We start from the raw sequence: 16,702 nt of genomic DNA, 5'->3' as shown, positions 1-16,702 counted from the left end.
CATGCGAAGCGTGACGGGCCGTGTGAATCTGGTCGAGCTTGATCCCCCTCACCCATCACGGGAGTGAAAACTCATGGGCATGAAGGACCAGTTCCAGGAGAAGTCCGAGCAGTTCTCGCAGCAGGCCAAGGACAAGATGCAGCAGGCCCGCGAGCAGGCCTCGCAGCGCGGCAAGCAGCGGGACCGCGACGAGGAGCCGGAGCGCCGCCAGCCGGAGGAGCGCGACCGCTTCGACCAGGACTTCGACGCCTGACGCTGCGCGCTGAGCGGAAAGGGTGCCCCCCGATCGGAGGGCACCCTTTCTCATGTCCGCCCCTTCTCAGGTCCTGGGCGGCAGTTGCGGCCTCGACCTGTCCGGTACCTGCGAGCAGTCCGGGGGGCTGGCCGGGGGGTGGGTCTCCAGGAGGTCCAGCGCGAGCCGCACCGCGTCGTCCAGCTGGGTGTTGCGGCCCTCCGCCCAGTCCAGCGGTGTGCGCAGGACCTCCAGGTCGGGGGTGACGCCCTTGTTCTCGACGGACCAGCCGTACGCGTCGAACCAGGCTGCGTTCATCGGCACCGTGATCACCGTGCCGTCGCCCAGCTGGTGGCGGCCGGTCATGCCGACAACTCCGCCCCAGGTGCGCTGGCCCACCACCGGGCCGAGCTTCAGCAGCTTGAAGGCGGCCGTGATCATGTCGCCGTCGGAGGAGGTCGCCTCGTCCGCCAGCGCCACCACCGGCCCGCGCGGGGCGTTCGAGGCGTACGACACCGGCTGGGCGTCGCGGGTGAGGTCCCAGCCGAGGATCGTGCGGGTCAGCTTCTCCACCACCAGTTCGCTGATGTGACCGCCCGCGTTGCCGCGGACGTCGACGATCAGGGCGGGGCGGGAGACCTCCATGCGCAGATCGCGGTTGAACTGGGCCCACCCGGAGCCGCCCATGTCGGGGATGTGCAGATAGCCGCAGCGGCCGCCGCTCAACTCCCGGACGACCTCACGGCGTTTGGCCACCCAGTCCTGGTAGCGCAGCGGGCGTTCGTCGACCAGCGGGACCACGGCGACCCGGCGGGAGGGTCCTTCGCCCTCCGCGGGGGTGAACGTCAGCTCCACCGTCGTACCGCCCGCTCCCGCGAGCAGCGGATAGGGGCCCGTCACCGGGTCGACCTCGCGGCCGTCGACGTGGGTCAGCACCGCGCCCTCGCGGATGCCCGTGCCGGCGAGCGGGGAGCGGGCCTTGGAGTCGGAGGAGTCGCCGGGCAGGATGCGCCGTACCGTCCAGCCCTGGTCGCGGCGCACCAGGTTGGCGCCGAGCAGGCCCTGGCGGCGCTGGTGGTGGGGCGGGCCCTCGTTGCGGCGGGCCGCGGCGACGTAGGCGTGGGAGGTGCCGAGCTCGCCCAGCACCTCGCGGAGCAGATCGGCGAACTCGTCCGGGGAGGCGACGCGTTCCACCAGTGGCCGGTACTGCGCCAGCACCGCGTCCCAGTCGATGCCGCACATGCCGGGGTCCCAGAAGTAGGCGCGGATCAGCCGGCCCGCCTCCTCGTACGCCTGCCGCCACTCGGCGGCGGGGTCCACCTCGTGCAGGATGCGGCGGGCGTCGATCCACACCGTGGAGTCGCTGTCGCCGGTCTCGGTGGCGGGGACCGCGCGCAGCTCGCCCTCGTCGACCACGACGAGCCGGCTGCCGTCGCCGCTGACCGCGAACCAGTCGAGGTGCTCGACGAGTTCGGACTTCTTCGCCTTGCTGATGTGGAAGTGCTCCAGGGTCGGCCGCCCGCTGGTGTCGTCGGGGTTGGCGAACGTCTCGCCGAGCGCCCCCGAGATCGGCCAGCGCAGCCAGACCAGGCCGCCGCCCGCCACCGGGTACAGCGCCGAGTACTTGGAGGCGGCGACCGGGAACGGCGTCACCCGGCTCTCCAGGCCCTCGGTCTCCACGGTCACCGCGGCGCCCTCGCCGCCCTCCTCCAGGGGGTCCAGGCCCCCGGCGGCCGGGCGGCCCTCCGGGTTCAGGGCGAACGGGGAGGGGGTCGCCGAGGAGAGCGGCACCAGGTAGGGGCGGCAGCCGAGCGGGAAGGACAGGTCGCCGGTGTGGACGTCGTACACCGGGTCGAAGCCGCGCCAGGACAGGAACGCCAGATAGCGGCCGTCGCTGGTGAAGACCGGGTTCTCGTCCTCGAAGCGGCCGTTGGTGACGTCGATGACGAACCGGTCCTTGATCCGGGCCATCTTGATCTGGCGCAGGGAGCGGCCGATGCCGGGATGCGACCAGGTCAGCCAGCAGCCGTCGGGGGAGAACGCGAGGTCGCGGACCGGGCCGTTGTCCGACCGGATCAGCTCGGTCACCTCGCCGCCCGAGTCCTCGGTGGCGTCGAGGAGGAGGAGCCGTCCGTCGTGCGCGGCGACGGCCAGGCGCTCGCCCTCCGGGTCGGAGACCAGCTCCAGCACCCGGCCCAGCTCGCCCGAGGCCAGCCGCCGCGGCGGGCGGTCCCCGGTCGCCCGGGGCAGGTAGGCGATCTCGACGGCGTCCTCGCCCTCGGCGTCGGTGACGTAGGCGACCTGGCCGACCGAGCCGAGCATCTCGGGGAGCCGGACCCGTACCCCCGGGGTGTCGGTGATCGTGCGGGCCGGACCGTCGCGGTGGGTCATCCAGTACAGGCTGCCGCGGACGACGACGGCGCTCGCGCGGCCCGTCTCGTCGACCGAGATGCCGTCGACGTGCTGGGCGGCCGGCACCTGGTAGCGGCGCCGCCCCGCGCGCGGGCCGCTCAGCCGGACGTCGAGCCTGCGCGGCTTGTCCGACTCGGACAGGCCGTCCACGATCCACAGTTCGCCCGCGCACTGGTAGACCACCCGGGTGCCGTCGCTGGCGGCGTGCCGGGCGTAGAAGGCGTCGTGGTCGGTGTGCCGGCGCAGGTCGGAGCCGTCGTGGGCGCAGGAGTAGAGGTTGCCGACGCCCTCGTGGTCGGAGAGGAAGGCGATCCGGCCGCCGACGAACATGGGGCAGGCGAGATGGCCGTCGAGGTCGGCCAGCAGCCGTTCGCCGTGCAGCCACAGGCGGCCCGTGGCGCCGCCCCGGTAGCGCTTCCAGGCGGCGGGTTCGTGCGGCGGGGTGCCGGTGAGGAGCAGGGTCCTGCGCTCGCCGTCCAGGTCGGCGACCTGGAGGTCGGAGACCGGCCCCCAGGGCAGTTTGCGGCCGGGGGAGCCGTCGGGGCAGACCTTGTAGGCCCAGGTGAAGTACGAGAAGGGCTCGCCGTGTGAGGCGACCGCGAGGATGTCGCTCGTCCCGTCCTGGTCCGGCGGGGTCCAGCCGGTGACCTGGGTGTCCGGGCTGCCCCAGTAGGTCAGCCTGCGGGCCGGTCCGCCCTCCGTCGGGACCAGGTGGATCTCGGGGACGAGACTGCGCCAGCTCGTGTACGCGATCTCCGTGCCGTCCGGGGAGAAGCGCGGGTGGCCCGCCTTGGTGCGGTCCACGGTGAGCCGCCAGGCGCGTCCGGGTCCGTCCAGGGGGGCCAGCCAGAGGTCGTCCTCGGCCACGAAGCACAGCAGGTCACCGTTGAGATGAGGGAGGCGAAGATAGCTCACCTCCTCATGCTTTGCCCCTGGATGGGCAGGAGCAACTCGTACGAAAGGGGGCTGCGTGACCCAGGACACGTACGAAACGGTTTCGTTTCGCTGGACGGTCGCGCTACATTCGTTCCGTACGAAACCGTGCCGTTCGCAAGTGGGAGAAGGTGATGAGTCATGGCCGAGGTCGCCACGGCACGTCGCAGTCGCATCACCCCCGAGCGGGCGGCCGAGCTCTACGCGGCCGTGCTCGACCTGCTCCGTGAGGTCGGCTACGACGCGTTGACCATGGACGCGGTCGCCGCGCGCACCAAGTCCAGCAAGGCCACGCTCTACCGCCAGTGGGGCGGCAAGGCGGAACTGGTGGCGAAGGCCGTACGGCACAGCAAGCCGGGCGGCTCCCTGGACGGGATCGACACCGGGTCGCTCAAGGGCGATCTGCACGCCGTCACCATGCGGTCGGACGACTGCCAGATGGAGCAGAACTCCGCGCTCATGCGGGGTCTGGCCATGGCGGTGCACTCCAACCCGGACCTCCTGCGGGCGTTCCGGGAGCACCTCGTCGAACCGGAGATGGCGGACTTCCGGCGCGTGATCCAGCGCGCGGTCGACCGCGGTGAGATCCGTCCGGACAACCCCGCGATCGAGTTCGTGATGCACATGATGGTCGGCGCGTTCGCCGCCCGCACGCTGATCGACGAGCAGCCGCCGACCCAGGCCTTCCTCATTTCGTACATCGACGCCGTGGTCCTCCCCGCCCTCGGCGCCCCCACCGGCTGACACCTCTCAGCAAGCCCTCTCACCTGACGTCACCGCTCACGTCGCCGGGCTGATCCACCCTGCCCTGAACACCCCCACGACATGACCGGGAGTACGCCTCCGTGGCCACGTTTCTCTATCGACTCGGCCGGCTCGCCTTTCGGCGACGCCACTTCGTCGCCCTCATCTGGGTGGCCCTGCTGACGCTCGCGGGCGTCGGCGCCGCCTCCGCGCCCGCAGCGGGCAGCGGCTCGTTCTCCATACCCGGCACCGAGGCCCAGAAGGCCTTCGACCTGCTGGACGAACGATTCCCCGGGATGAGCGCCGACGGCGCGACCGCCCGGGTCGTCTTCCAGGCGCCGGACGGCCAGAAGCTCTCGGACGCCGGCAACAAGCCGGCCGTCGAGGAGGCGGTGAAGGACCTCGGCAACGGCTCCGAGGTCGTCTCGGTCACCGACCCCTTCGAGACCAAGTCGGTCTCCGAGGACGGCAGCGTCGGCTACGCCCAGGTCCGCTACGAGGTCTCCGGCATGGAGCTGAAGGAGACCTCCAAGGAGGCCCTGGAGCACGCCGCCGAGGACGCGCGCGACTCCGGGCTGACCGTCGAGATCGGCGGTGACGCGCTCCAGGCCACGCCCCACACCGGCTCCACCGAGGTCATCGGCATCGCCGTCGCCGCCGTCGTCCTGGTCATCACCCTGGGCTCGCTGGTCGCCGCCGGACTGCCGCTGCTGACCGCCCTCATCGGGGTGGGCATCGGCGTCTCGACGATCACCGCGCTCGCCAACGTGCTGGAACTGGGCTCCACCACGTCCACGCTGGCCATGATGATCGGCCTCGCCGTCGGCATCGACTACGCCCTGTTCATCGTCTCCCGCTACCGCGCGGAACTGGCCGAGGGCCGGGACCGCGAGGAGGCCGTCGGCCGCGCCGCCGGAACGGCCGGCTCCGCCGTGGTCTTCGCCGGTCTCACCGTGGTGATCGCCCTGGTGGGCCTGGCGGTCGTCAACATCCCGATGCTGACCAAGATGGGCGTCGCCGCGGCCGGCACGGTCGTGATCGCGGTCCTGATCGCGCTCACCATGATCCCGGCGCTGCTCGGCTACGCGGGCCGCAAGGTGCAGCCGGCGGGCGCGCGGAGCAAGCGGTTCGGCCGCCGCAAGGCCGCCGCCGAGGACCACGCGGCCAAGCCCAACATGGGCACCCGCTGGGCGAGCTTCGTGGTCCGCCGTCCGGTCGCCGTCCTGCTGTTCGGCGTCATCGGGCTCGGCGCCGCCGCGGTTCCGGTCGGCTCCCTGGAGCTCGGTCTGCCCGACGACGGTTCGCAGCCCACCTCCACCACCCAGCGCCGCGCCTACGACCTGCTGTCCGAGGGCTTCGGGCCCGGCTTCAACGGTCCGCTCATGGTCGTCGGCGACGCCAAGGGCAGCGACGACCCGAAGGCCGCCGCCGCCGAGGTGGCCGACGAGATCAAGGGCCTGGACGGCGTGGTGACGGTCGCCCCGGCGACGTTCAACAAGGCCGGGGACACCTTCACCATCACCGTCGTCCCCGACTCCAAGCCCTCCTCCACCCAGACCGAGGACCTGGTCCACGCGATCCGGGACACCGGCGCCGCCGTCCAGGCCGACACGGGCACCGAGGTGCTGGTCAGCGGCACCACGGCGATGAACATCGACTTCTCGCAGAAGATGAACGACGCGCTGGTCCCGTACCTCGCGCTCGTCGTGGGCCTCGCCTTCCTCCTGCTGATCGCGGTGTTCCGCTCGATCCTCGTCCCGCTGAAGGCCGCCCTCGGCTTCCTGCTCAGCGTGCTCGCCGCGCTCGGCGCAGTCGTCGCCGTCTTCCAGTGGGGCTGGCTGTCCGGCCTCATGGGCGTCGAGGAGACCGGCCCGATCATGTCGATGATGCCGATCTTCATGGTCGGCGTGGTCTTCGGCCTGGCGATGGACTACGAGGTGTTCCTCGTGACCCGGATGCGCGAGGCGTACGTCCACGGCGAGATGCCCAGCCAGGCCGTGGTGACCGGGTTCAAGCACGGGGCCCGGGTGGTCACCGCCGCCGCGGTGATCATGATGGCCGTCTTCGCCGGCTTCATCGGCTCCTCCGAGTCGATGGTCAAGATGATCGGCTTCGGTCTCGCCATCGCGGTCTTCTTCGACGCGTTCGTGGTCCGCATGGCGATCGTCCCGGCGGTGCTGGCGCTGCTCGGCAAGCGCGCCTGGTGGCTGCCGAAGTGGCTGGACCGCGCGCTGCCCAACGTCGACGTCGAGGGCGAGGGCCTGAAGGCCGCGGCCGAGGCGCACGCCGACAAGGACAAGGAGCTGGTACGCGCCTGACGTACCGCTCCTGAACGAGACCAGCCGGTGAGGGCCAACGTGGGGACGGTGGCGCCTTCACCGGCTTCCTCGTTCCCACCGCCGCCGAATCCCGGTCGCATGCCGCGTACACGTTTCGCTAGCGTGCCCTGCATGACGACTGCCGACTCAGCAGCACACCCCCGGTTCGCCGCCGCCCTGGAGGAACTGGGGCTCGGTGCCGTGCAGGAACAGATCCGGCGCTTCCCGGAGGCCACTCGGACCGCCGCCGAGGCGGCCGCCGCGATCGGGTGCGAGCTCAGCCAGATCTGCAAGTCCCTGATCTTCGCCGCCGACGGGGTGCCGGTGCTCGTCCTGATGGACGGCGCCTCCCGCGTCGACATGGAGCTCGTGCGCCGGGAACTCGGCGCCGGGAAGGTCACCCGGGCGAAGGCGGACGTCGTCCGGGAGACCACCGGGTACGCCATCGGCGGGGTGCCGCCCTTCGGGCACCGCACGCGTACCCGGGTGCTCGCCGACCGCTCGCTGCTCGACCACGACCTTGTCTGGGCAGCCGCCGGCACGCCGTACACCGTCTTCCCCATGGAACCGAAGACCCTGATCGCCCACGCCGGCGGCACTCTGGTGGACGTGCGCGAGCGCACGGCGTGACGCCGCTGGTCGCGGCCGCCGTCCTGCTCGCCGCGGTCACCCACGCCGGCTGGAACGCCCTCGCCCACCACATCCCCGACAAGCTCGCCGGGTTCGCCCTGATCTCCGGGGGCGGCGTGGTGATCGGGCTCGCGCTCATGCCGTTCACGGCGGTTCCGGCGGCCGGGGCCTGGCCGTACCTGCTTGCCTCCGCGGTGATCCACATCGGCTACTACGCCCTGCTGATGAGGTCCTTCCGGCTCGGCGACTTCGGGCAGGCCTACCCGATCGCCCGCGGTACCGCCCCGCTGGTCGTCACGGTGCTCGCCGCGCTCTTCGCCCACGAGGTGCCGGACGGCTGGGCGGCCGCCGGTGTCGTCGTCTCCTGCGCGGGGCTGACCGGGGTCGCCCTGTGGGGCCTGCGCGGACGCCGGCCCCACTGGGCGGCGATCGGCGCGGCCCTGGCGACCGGCCTGACCATCGCGGCGTACACGGTCGTCGACGGCCTCGGCGTGCGGGCCTCGGGCTCCTCCCTCGGCTACATCGCCTGGCTGATGACCGTGCAGGGCGTGGTGATCCCGGCGTACGCGCTCCACCGCTGGCGCGGCGGGACGGTCGCGGTCCTGCGGCCGTTCGCCGCACTCGGCCTGCTCGGCGCCGCGCTGTCCGTGGCGGCCTACGCGCTCGTCCTGTGGGCCCAGACCCGGGCGGAACTGGCGCCGATCGCCGCGCTGCGGGAGTCCTCGATCATCGTCGGGGCGGCGATCGGCGCCGTGTTCTTCAAGGAGCGGTTCGGGACGCCGCGCATCGTGGCGGCGGGGCTGCTGGTGGTGGGGATCGGGCTGATGCTGCGGGCGGGGTTAGCCGCGGCCGGCCGGCCGCACGGCCACCGCGTCGACCTCGAAGAGCATCCCGGGCAGCGCGAGGGCGGCGACGCCGGCCAGGGTCTGGGCGGGCAGCCGGTCGCCGAAGCGGGCGCTGAGCGCCTTGCCGAGCACCTGCACCTTTCCCGGGTCGTGGTCGACGATGAACGTGCCGAGGCGCACGACGTGCTCGAAGCCGAGGCCCACGCCCGCCAGCGCCGAGTGCAGCCGGTCGAAGGCGAGTTCCACCTGGGTGGCGAAGTCGCCGGACACCGGGGCGCCGGAGGAGTCGGAGGCGTACTGGCCGGCGATGTGGACGGTCTCGCCGGGGGCGGAGACGGCGTGGCTGTAGCCGAAGGGGGTGGGATCGTGGAGCGTGGCCGGGTTGGTGATCGTGCGCTCGTCAGACGTCATGATCGACTCAACGCCCCGGAGCCGCCCGCCCATTCCGGATGCCTGCGGTGGTGCGGAAGGTGGCTGAAGGAGCACCCTGGAAGCAAGGGTTCCGGAGGTGACCGTCATGATGCGAACCACGGTGGGATGGCACGTCGAGATGGAGTTCAGCGAGGACGACCAGCACACACGCGCGGTGGCGATGGTGCGGCTGCCCGACGGGTCCGAGGTACGGGCCCAGGGTCACGCGAGCCGCCACCACACCGACGCGAATCAGCCACGGGTCGGCGAGGAGATCGCCGGGGCGCGTGCGCTGAACGAACTCGCCATGCAGCTGCTGACGAAGGCGCACGGGGAGATCGACGCGGAGTCGGGGCGGACGTCGCATCCCATCCACGTGTAGGTGCGGGTCACGCACCCCGCGCGAGCGACTCCCGTACCGCGCGCACCAGGGCCTGCGCGCGCGGGTCCGCCGTCACCGTCTTGCGGAAACCGTTGGTGACGTAGCCGAAGGCGATGCCCGAGGCGGGGTCGGCGAAGCCGAGCGAGCCGCCGCGGCCGGGGTGGCCGAAGGAGTCGGGGGACAGGAACGGGGACGCGCTGCCGTGCAGCATGAACCCGAGGCCGAAGCGGGTGTTGACGACCAGCACCCGGTCCGGGCCCGCCGACTCCTCCGCGCGCGCGAGCCGGGCCGTGGCCTCGTCGAAGAGCCGGACGCCGTCGACCTCGCCGATCAGCGCCGCGTAGACGCGGGCGAGGCCGTCGGCGGTCGCCGTGCCGTTGGTGGCGGGCAGCGCGGTCGCCCGGTACGCCGGGTCGTTCTGGTCCGGGAAGGGGCTGATCGCGGCGAAGGCCCGGCGGGTGAGGGAGCCGGGGTCGGCGTAGGCCTCGGTCACCGCGCGCTTGGGCCGGGCCCGCAGCACCGCACCGGAGGACGGCTCGGGACCGTCGAGCCGGCCGACCCGGCCCGCCCGCCCCGCGGCTTCCTCCGCGGCGGGCAGCCCCAGCCAGAACTCGGCGCCCAGCGGCCCGGCTATGTGCGCGGCGATCCACTCCCCGGTGCCCTGTCCGGTCACCCGGCGCACCAGCTCGTCGAGCAGCCAGCCGTACGTCAGCGCGTGGTAGCCGTGGGCGCTGCCCGGCTCCCACGCCGGGGCCTGCGCGGCCAGGGCCTCGGGCCCCTTCGCCGGGTCCAGCGCCTCCTGCGGGCTGAGCGGCCGGTCCAGCACCGGCAGCCCGGCCCGGTGGCCCAGCACGTGCCGGACCAGCACCCGCTCCTTGCCCCGCGCCTTGAACTCCGGCCAGTACTCGGCCACCGGCGCGCCCAGGTCCAGCAGCCCCCGCCGGTGCAGCAGCAGGAGTACGGCGGCGGCGACGCCCTTGGTCGCCGAGCGCACCACCTGAGCGGTGCCGCGCTCCCAGGGGGCGGTGCCGTCGACGTCCTTGGTGCCGGCCCACAGGTCGGCCACCTTGCGGCCGTCCCGGTAGACGGCCACCGCGGCGCCCCGGTCCCCGAGGGTCTCGAAGTTCCGTGCGAACGCCTCCCGGACCGGCTCGAAGCCCTCGGCCACTGTGCCGTTCACGTCCACGCCCGTACTCCTCGTCCCGCCGTTCTCGTCGTCTTCGCCGCGCCCATTGTCACGGACGGCCGGGAACGGCCGGGACGGAACGGGGGTCGAAGCCGAACGGCAGCTCCAGCCGGTGCGCCCGCATCAGGTCCTCGTCCGCGAGCAGGTCGCCCGTCCTGCCGTCCGCGGCGATCACCCCGTCGCTGAGCACCAGCGCGCGCGGGCACAGCTCCAGCGCGTAGGGCAGATCGTGGGTGACCATCAGCACGGTCACGTCCAGCGAGCGCAGGATGTCGGCCAGTTCACGGCGGGAGGCGGGGTCGAGGTTGGAGGACGGCTCGTCCAGGACCAGGATCTCCGGTTCCATCGCCAGCACCGTCGCCACGGCCACCCGGCGGCGCTGCCCGAAGGACAGGTGGTGCGGGGGCCGTTCCTTGAACGCGGCCATGCCGACCTGCTCGAGCGCCCGGTCCACGCGCTCCTCCAGTTCGGCGCCCTTCAGCCCGGCCGCCGCGGGGCCGAAGGCCACGTCCTCCCGGACCGTCGGCATGAAGAGCTGGTCGTCGGGGTCCTGGAAGACGATGCCGACCTTGCGCCGGATCTCCGCCATGTGCTCGCGCCCGACCGGCAGCCCGGCGACCCGCACCGTGCCGGTGCCGCCGCTCAGGATGCCGTTGAGGTGCAGCACCAGCGTGGTCTTGCCGGCGCCGTTCGGGCCGAGCAGCGCGACCCGTTCGCCGCGGGCGACGGCGAAGTCGACGCCGAACAGGGCCTGGTGGCCGTCGGGGTAGGCGAAGGCGAGGCCGGAGACCTCCAGAGAAGCTGTCACAGCGTCCATCCCAGCAGACATACGACGAGGGCGGCGAGGGGGAGGGTGAGCGCGTACGTCCACTGCGCCCGGGACGCGGTCACCTCGTCGATGACCGGCATCGCACCGGCGTAGCCGCGGCTGAGCATGGCCAGGTGCACACGCTCGCCGCGTTCGTAGGAGCGGATGAACAGGGCGCCCGCCGACTTCGCGAGCACCCCCCAGTGCCGCACGCCCCGCGCCTCGAACCCGCGCGACTCGCGGGCGATGCGCATGCGCCGCAGCTCGTCGGTGATGACATCGCCGTAGCGGATCATGAAGGACGCGATCTGGACCAGCAGCGGCGGGAGCTTCAGGCGCTGGAGGCCGAGCAGCAGCTCGCGCAGCTCGGTGGTGGACGCGAGCAGCACCGACGCGGCGACGCCGAGCGTGCCCTTCGCCAGCACGTTCCACGCGCCCCACAGTCCGCTGACGCTCAGCGACATCCCGAGCACCTCGACCCGTTCGCTCTCCGCCACGAACGGCAACAGCACCGCGAACGCGACGAACGGCACCTCGATCAGCAGCCGCTTGAGCAGGAAGCCGGCGGGCACGCGCGCGAGGCCGGCGACACCGGCGAGCAGCACGGCGTACGCGCCGAACGCCCACATCGCCTCCCGCGGGGTGGACACCACGACCACCACGAACGCGAGCGTCGCGGCGAGCTTGGTGTGCGGCGGCAGGCCGTGCACGGGGGAGTGCCCGTGCCGGTAGAGCTTGTGGGCGTGTCCGGCGCCCATGTCAGACGCTCGCGCTCACGGGCGAGACGTCCTCGTTCGCGCGCCGCCTGCGCACCGCCCAGAACACCGCGCTGCCCGCGACGACGGTGACGCCGACGCCGATGACGCCCGCCAGCCCCCCGGACAGGCGGGCGTCGTCCACGTCCTGCACGCCGTAGTCCGCCAGCGGCGAATCGGCGTAGGCGTGCTCCTCGGCTTTCCGGTCGATGCCGTTGTCGGCGGCGACCTTCTCCAGACCGTCCGGGTCGGCGGAGGCGTAGAAGCTGACGACGCCGGCCAGGACGAGCGAGGTGGCCAGGCCCGAGATCCACAGCGTCCGGCGGGAGGCGCGCGCCGCGACGGGCGCCGGGCCTGCCGCCCCGGACGCCGGGACGTCGACCAGGGCGCCGTTGACCCGCAGCTGCAGCCGCTGACGCAGGTCGCGCGCGCCGTACACGAGATCCGGGCGTACGGCGATCACCGCGCCCACGGTCAGAGCCGTGATGGCCGCCTCGCCGATGCCGATCAGGACGTGCACGCCGACCATGGCGCCCGCGACCTTGCCGATCGAGACGTCCGTGGTGCCGCCGACGGCGTACATCAGCGTGAAGGCGAGTGCCGAGGCCGGGACCGAGACGAGCGCGGCGACGAAGGAGGCGACGGTCACCGAGCGGCGGGTGCGCGGCAGCAGCTTCACCAGGGCGCGGAAGACGCCGTACGCCACGACGGTGGTGACCACCGCCATGTTGGTGATGTTCACGCCGAGCGCGGTCAGCCCGCCGTCCGCGAAGAGGATGCCCTGCATCAGCAGGACCACGGACACGCACAGCACGCCCGTGTACGGGCCGACGAGGATCGCGGCGAGCGCGCCGCCGAGGAGATGGCCGCTGGTGCCCGCGGCGACGGGGAAGTTCAGCATCTGCACCGCGAAGATGAACGCGGCGACCAGGCCGGCCAGCGGCGCGGTGCGTTCACCCCCGAGGTCGGCCGCCCCCGCGCCGGAGGAGCCGCCCCCCAGCTCGCGGCGCGCGCCGCGCAGGCTCAGGGCGACCGCTGCCGCGGCGACCGCTCCGGTCGCGACCGAGGTCGGGGCGTCTATGAATCCATCAGGCACATGCACCGTTCGATGATAGTGGCTTGTTGCGAACGTCTTGCAAGAGCGTGCGGGGGTGAACAACCGGTGCAGGGTCTTCGCCCCCACGGGCGTCCGGCGGAAAATATGCGACATTGGAGAGGAAGCGGATTCACAGATTTCGCACAGGTCGCTCAGCGTTAGGGGCCGTCCGATGTCCGTAGTCGAGCAGTACGCACGAGCCCACATCGTCACGGACACCGATGTCCGCGTGCAGGAGGACCGGGCCGCCGTCCCCGTCGTGCTGCGCTACGACCCCGACCGCGACCCCCGCGCGGTGCGGTTCGGACTCCCCGGGGCGCACGAATGGACGTTCGACCGGGCGCTGCTGGAGCAGGGGCTGCGCGCCCCGGCCGGCAGCGGCGAGGTCCGGGTGTGGCCGTGCGGCCGGGTGCAGGCGGTGGTGGAGTTCCACTCCGCGCAGGGCGTCTCGGTCGTGCAGTTCGAGACCAAGACGCTGCTGCGCTTCCTGCGCCGCACCTACACGGCCGCCGCCGAGCCCGTACGCGGCTGAGTCAGCCGCCCAGCTTCAGCAGCGCGGCCACGATCGGCCCCGCCGTCTCGCCGCCGTGCCCGGCCGCCTGGACGACGCCCGCGGCCGCGAGGTCGCCCCGGTAGGCGGTGAACCAGCCGTTCGGCTTCTTCTGGCCGTCGACCTCCGCCGAACCGGTCTTCGCGCCGACGTCCCCGCTCACCCCGGCCATCGCCTCGGCCGCCGTGCCGTAGGCCGCCGTGTAGGACATCAGGTCGCGCAGCTGGGCCAGCGTGCCGGCGGACATCGTGCGCGCGGCCGTCGCGAGCTTGCGGCCGTCCACCTCGGGGGAGACCAGATAGGGCTGGTGGAAGACGCCCGACTTCACCGTCGCGGACACCGACGCCATGTTCAGCGGGTTCATCCGCACCCCGCCCTGGCCGATCAGCTCGGCCGCCATCTGCGCCTTCGACTGCACCGGGACGGCGCCGTCGAAGGTCGACACACCCACGGACCAGTTGTCCAGGCCGAGGCCGAAGACCTGCTGGGCCTGCTCGGTCAGGCTGTCGTCGTCCAGCTCGGGCGCCTGGCTGATGAAGGCGGTGTTGCAGGAGCGCGCGAAGCTCGCCTTGAAGGTGCCGTCCTTGATCAGGAACTTGTCGTCGTTCTGGAACTTCCAGCCGCCGTAGGTGAAGTACTTCGGGCACGGATGCGCCTTGTCCGCCGAGGCCAGGCCCTTCTCGATGAGCAGCGAGGAGGTGATGACCTTCATGGTGGAGCCCGGCGCCAGGGAGCCCTGGAAGGCGGTGTTGAAGCCCTTGGAGGCGTTCGCGGCGGCCAGGATCTCACCGGTCGAGGCGCGCAGCACGACCACCGAGGAGCGCGCCTTCTGGGCGACCTGCTCCTCGGCGGCGGCCTGGAGGGCCGGGTCCAGCGTCGTCCTCACGGTGCCCGGCGTGCCCTTGCTGAGCTCCAGCAGGGTCTTCTCCGCCGACTTCGACTTCTTGTCGCGGACCACGCGCAGCTCGATGCCCGCCTTGCCGCCCGCGGTCTTGCCGTACTTCTCGCGCAGCGAGTCCAGGACGGGACCGAGCGAGGGGTACGTCGCGGTCGTCAGCTCGCCGCCGTCCCGGTCGAGCGCCTTGATGGGCGGGGTGCCGGACGCGCCGGTGACCAGGGTGTCGCCGTCCTTGAGGTCGGGATGGACGACGGAGGGCCGCCAGGCGACGACCGGCTCGCCGTCGGTCTCGCGCCGTACGACGGTCAGCGCGCTGTCGTAGGCCAGCGGCTCGCTGAGCTTGCCGTGGGTCACCGTGCCCTTGACGGAGAAGGGGACCTCGGCGCCGGTGGGGGTGCCCGCGGTGAGCGTGACGTCCCGGACGCGGGCCTTCTCGGTGTAGCCGGTGAGCACCTCGCGGGCCGCCGCCGCGTCGTCGGTGGCCGCGGCCGCCCCGGCGACGCTGCCCTGCTGCCAGGCGGCGAGGAAGGCGCGCGAGGCGGTGGCGACCTCCTTGGCGGACAGGGGGCCCGTCTTCACCGCCTTCTCGCCGGCGGAGGTGCTCCGCCCGCGGTCCTCGGCCGCCGAGGAGCCGCCGTACAGCGCGTAGCCGGCCACGGCCGCGCCGACGGCGACCACGGCGATGGCCCCGCCGGCCAGCACCGCGGGACTCGTCTTCCGTCGCTCGGCGACGCGCCTTCTCTTGCCCACTGTCTTCCGATCCTCCGCGAGATCCCCGGGCCCCCGTCAGCCCAACGACGGGACCACCCTAGAGTCCCGGAACCCGGCGGGTGACGTCAGCCACCCGCCGCCAGCACCGCCTTCACGATCGGGCCCGCCGCCTCACCGCCGCGTCCGCCGGACACGCTCATGGCCGCCGCGGCGACGTCGTTGCGGAATCCGGTGAACCAGCTGTTGGCGGTCTGTCCGTCCACCTCGGCGGAGCCGGTCTTCGCGCCGATGTCGCCGCCGAGTCCGGCCATCACGTCCCGGGCGGAGCCCTGGGTCGCGGTGAGCCGCATCATCTGCGTGAGCTGGGAGGCGGTGGCCGGCGGCAGGCCCTGGGCGGTGGCCAGGGGCCGGCCGTCCAGGTCGGGGGAGACGACGAACGGCTGCCGGAAGGTTCCGGTGATCGCGGTGGCTGTGACCGACGCCATGTTCAGCGGGCTCATCTGGACCTGGCCCTGGCCGATGGCGTTGGCCGCGCGGTCCGGTCCGGTGGAGGCGGGCACGCTGCCGTCGAAGGAGGAGATGCCGGTCTTCCAGTTGTCCTTGCCGAGCCCGAACCGCTCCTGCGCCTCCGTCGTCAGAGAGGCGTCGGTCAGCGGCTCCTCGTCGACGAGCTTGATGAAGCCGGTGTTGCAGGAGCGCATGAACGTGTCGGCGAGCGTGGCGTTCTCGTTCGCGGCCAGACCGGGCAGGTTCTTGAAGGTCTGGCTCTGCCAGGTGGCGGTGTCCGGGCAGGGCGCGGGGCCGTTCATCGAGGCGACACCGTTGTCGATCAGCATCGCGGCCGTGATGATCTTCATGGTGGAGCCGGGCGCGACCCTGCCCTCGAAGGCGGCGTTGAAGGCGTCCTCGCGGTGGTTCGCCACCGCCAGCACCTCGCCCGTGCTCGGCTTGACGGCCACCACCGACGACTCGGCGTAGCCCTTCACCGCCCGCTCGGCCGCCGCCTGCACGCCCGCGCTCAGCGTGGTGCGCAGCTTGCCCGGCTTGCCCTCGGCGAGCGTGAGCAGCGGGGTGTCGGCCGTGCCCTCGGCGGCGTGCCGGATCACCAGCTCTACGCCGGGCGTGCCGCCGGCCTTGTCGCCGTAGCGGTCGCGCAGGGTGTCCAGGACCGGCCCGAGCGAGGGGTACTTCGCCTTCGTCAGCACCTGTCCGTCGCGGTCCACGGCCTCGATGGGCGGGCTCTTCGACTCACCGGTGACGAGGGTGTCGTCCTTCTCCAGCTCCGGGTGGACCACGGCCGGGTCCCAGTCGACCAGCGCCTTGCCGGAGGTCTTCCCGCGCACGACCTTCAGCTCGCTCTTGTAGGTGAGCGGCTTGCTCTTCCCGTCGTAGGACACCTTCGCGTCGACCGTGAAGGGCACGACCCCGCCGTTCGCCGCCCCCGGCGTGATCTTCACACCGGTGATGTGCGCGTCGCGTGCGTACGCCGCCAGCAGCGGCCGGGCCGCCTGGTCGAAGTTGGTGTACGACGCCGCCTCGGTCGCCTGCCCCTGCTCCCAGGCCGCGAAGAACTTCCCGGCCGTCTCCTCGACCTCGTCCCCGCTCGGCGGCCCGGTCCGCGCGACCGCGGTACCGCCCGAGTCGCCGTCCAGCGCCGACACCACGTTGTAGGCCCCGTATCCGGCGCCCCCCACCATCACCGCGAACACGCTCCCGATGACGGCGGCCTTCACCCCCTTGCCCATTGGGCTGTCCCTCCCCGTTTCCCCAGTGGTCCTCGCACTGTAAAGG

At 72.5% G+C, this 16,702-nt stretch carries 14 protein-coding genes and 1 pseudogene; 7 read left to right on the top strand and 8 right to left on the bottom strand.

Annotated features, from left to right (window positions below):
• Nucleotides 1–73: 73 nt before the first annotated feature.
• On the top strand, nucleotides 74–253 hold the full coding sequence (locus M8H82_RS26495; RefSeq protein WP_250077555.1) for a hypothetical protein: 180 nt from the start codon (nucleotides 74–76) through the stop codon (nucleotides 251–253).
• Between the two features lie 66 nt (nucleotides 254–319).
• On the opposite strand, the gene M8H82_RS26490 is transcribed toward M8H82_RS26495, so the two are convergent.
• Nucleotides 320–3,559, bottom strand: a complete 3,240-nt coding sequence (locus M8H82_RS26490; RefSeq protein WP_250077554.1) for a S41 family peptidase — start codon at nucleotides 3,557–3,559, stop codon at nucleotides 320–322.
• A 159-nt stretch (nucleotides 3,560–3,718) separates the two neighbouring features.
• Between M8H82_RS26490 and M8H82_RS26485 the strand changes: the two genes are divergently transcribed.
• From M8H82_RS26485 to M8H82_RS26470, 4 genes and pseudogenes are all read left to right on the top strand, one after another.
• The gene (locus M8H82_RS26485) at nucleotides 3,719–4,321 is read left to right on the top strand and encodes a TetR/AcrR family transcriptional regulator (protein WP_250077553.1); all 603 of its coding nucleotides are present in this window, start codon (nucleotides 3,719–3,721) and stop codon (nucleotides 4,319–4,321) included.
• A 101-nt stretch (nucleotides 4,322–4,422) separates the two neighbouring features.
• Nucleotides 4,423–6,639 (top strand): MMPL family transporter, encoded by a 2,217-nt coding sequence (locus tag M8H82_RS26480; RefSeq protein ID WP_250077552.1) that lies wholly within the window; start codon nucleotides 4,423–4,425, stop codon nucleotides 6,637–6,639.
• Between the two features lie 132 nt (nucleotides 6,640–6,771).
• On the top strand, nucleotides 6,772–7,269 hold the full coding sequence (locus tag M8H82_RS26475; protein ID WP_250077551.1) for a YbaK/EbsC family protein: 498 nt from the start codon (nucleotides 6,772–6,774) through the stop codon (nucleotides 7,267–7,269).
• Nucleotides 7,266–8,108: pseudogene (locus tag M8H82_RS26470) on the top strand (EamA family transporter); the annotation flags it as partial. The gene M8H82_RS26475 and the pseudogene M8H82_RS26470, both read left to right, overlap by 4 nt.
• Here the strand turns inward: M8H82_RS26470 and M8H82_RS26465 are convergent.
• The gene (locus tag M8H82_RS26465) at nucleotides 8,109–8,525 is read right to left on the bottom strand and encodes a RidA family protein (RefSeq protein WP_250077550.1); all 417 of its coding nucleotides are present in this window, start codon (nucleotides 8,523–8,525) and stop codon (nucleotides 8,109–8,111) included.
• A gap of 106 nt (nucleotides 8,526–8,631) precedes the next feature.
• Here M8H82_RS26465 and M8H82_RS26460 point away from each other — a divergent pair, with 106 nt between their 5' ends.
• Entirely contained in the window at nucleotides 8,632–8,907 is a 276-nt protein-coding gene (locus M8H82_RS26460; protein ID WP_250077549.1) for a DUF1876 domain-containing protein, read from the top strand.
• Between the two features lie 7 nt (nucleotides 8,908–8,914).
• On the opposite strand, the gene M8H82_RS26455 is transcribed toward M8H82_RS26460, so the two are convergent.
• Genes M8H82_RS26455 through M8H82_RS26440 form a run of 4 tightly spaced genes read right to left on the bottom strand, consistent with a single transcriptional unit; the run spans nucleotide 8,915 to nucleotide 12,758 of the window.
• Nucleotides 8,915–10,093, bottom strand: a complete 1,179-nt coding sequence (locus tag M8H82_RS26455; protein ID WP_250077548.1) for a serine hydrolase domain-containing protein — start codon at nucleotides 10,091–10,093, stop codon at nucleotides 8,915–8,917.
• Between the two features lie 49 nt (nucleotides 10,094–10,142).
• Entirely contained in the window at nucleotides 10,143–10,922 is a 780-nt protein-coding gene (locus M8H82_RS26450) for an energy-coupling factor ABC transporter ATP-binding protein (RefSeq protein ID WP_374211698.1), read from the bottom strand.
• Entirely contained in the window at nucleotides 10,898–11,659 is a 762-nt protein-coding gene (gene cbiQ, locus M8H82_RS26445; protein ID WP_250077546.1) for a cobalt ECF transporter T component CbiQ, read from the bottom strand. Before cbiQ ends, M8H82_RS26450 begins: the two co-directional genes overlap by 25 nt.
• Before the next feature lies 1 nt (nucleotide 11,660).
• The gene (locus tag M8H82_RS26440) at nucleotides 11,661–12,758 is read right to left on the bottom strand and encodes an energy-coupling factor ABC transporter permease (RefSeq protein ID WP_250077545.1); all 1,098 of its coding nucleotides are present in this window, start codon (nucleotides 12,756–12,758) and stop codon (nucleotides 11,661–11,663) included.
• A gap of 166 nt (nucleotides 12,759–12,924) precedes the next feature.
• Between M8H82_RS26440 and M8H82_RS26435 the strand changes: the two genes are divergently transcribed.
• Complete coding sequence (locus M8H82_RS26435) at nucleotides 12,925–13,284, top strand: SsgA family sporulation/cell division regulator (RefSeq protein WP_250077544.1); 360 nt, start codon at nucleotides 12,925–12,927, stop codon at nucleotides 13,282–13,284.
• 1 nt (nucleotide 13,285) lies between these two features.
• On the opposite strand, the gene M8H82_RS26430 is transcribed toward M8H82_RS26435, so the two are convergent.
• Nucleotides 13,286–14,950: a penicillin-binding transpeptidase domain-containing protein gene (locus tag M8H82_RS26430; RefSeq protein WP_250077543.1), complete on the bottom strand. Its 1,665-nt coding sequence runs from the start codon at nucleotides 14,948–14,950 to the stop codon at nucleotides 13,286–13,288.
• Nucleotides 14,951–15,036: 86 nt separating this feature from the next.
• Entirely contained in the window at nucleotides 15,037–16,656 is a 1,620-nt protein-coding gene (locus tag M8H82_RS26425; RefSeq protein ID WP_250077542.1) for a penicillin-binding transpeptidase domain-containing protein, read from the bottom strand.
• Between the last annotated feature and the right edge of the window lie 46 nt (nucleotides 16,657–16,702).

The organism is Streptomyces sp. YS415, from assembly GCF_023544665.1.
GTDB lineage: Bacteria > Actinomycetota > Actinomycetes > Streptomycetales > Streptomycetaceae > Streptomyces.
Note: the sequence above shows the minus strand (reverse complement) of the source record. Positions and strands in the feature narration are given on the sequence as shown.

Bases quoted from the DNA above. Each gene is read 5' to 3' on its own strand.
- M8H82_RS26495 (WP_250077555.1), top strand. From the start codon at position 74: ATGGGCATGAAGGACCAGTTCCAGGAGAAGTCCGAGCAGTTCTCGCAG.
- M8H82_RS26485 (WP_250077553.1), top strand. From the start codon at position 3,719: ATGGCCGAGGTCGCCACGGCACGTCGCAGTCGCATCACCCCCGAGCGG.
- M8H82_RS26475 (WP_250077551.1), top strand. From the start codon at position 6,772: ATGACGACTGCCGACTCAGCAGCACACCCCCGGTTCGCCGCCGCCCTG.
- M8H82_RS26465 (WP_250077550.1), bottom strand. From the start codon at position 8,525: ATGACGTCTGACGAGCGCACGATCACCAACCCGGCCACGCTCCACGAT.
- M8H82_RS26460 (WP_250077549.1), top strand. From the start codon at position 8,632: ATGATGCGAACCACGGTGGGATGGCACGTCGAGATGGAGTTCAGCGAG.
- M8H82_RS26450 (WP_374211698.1), bottom strand. From the start codon at position 10,922: ATGTCTGCTGGGATGGACGCTGTGACAGCTTCTCTGGAGGTCTCCGGC.
- cbiQ (WP_250077546.1), bottom strand. From the start codon at position 11,659: ATGGGCGCCGGACACGCCCACAAGCTCTACCGGCACGGGCACTCCCCC.
- M8H82_RS26435 (WP_250077544.1), top strand. From the start codon at position 12,925: ATGTCCGTAGTCGAGCAGTACGCACGAGCCCACATCGTCACGGACACC.
- M8H82_RS26425 (WP_250077542.1), bottom strand. From the start codon at position 16,656: ATGGGCAAGGGGGTGAAGGCCGCCGTCATCGGGAGCGTGTTCGCGGTG.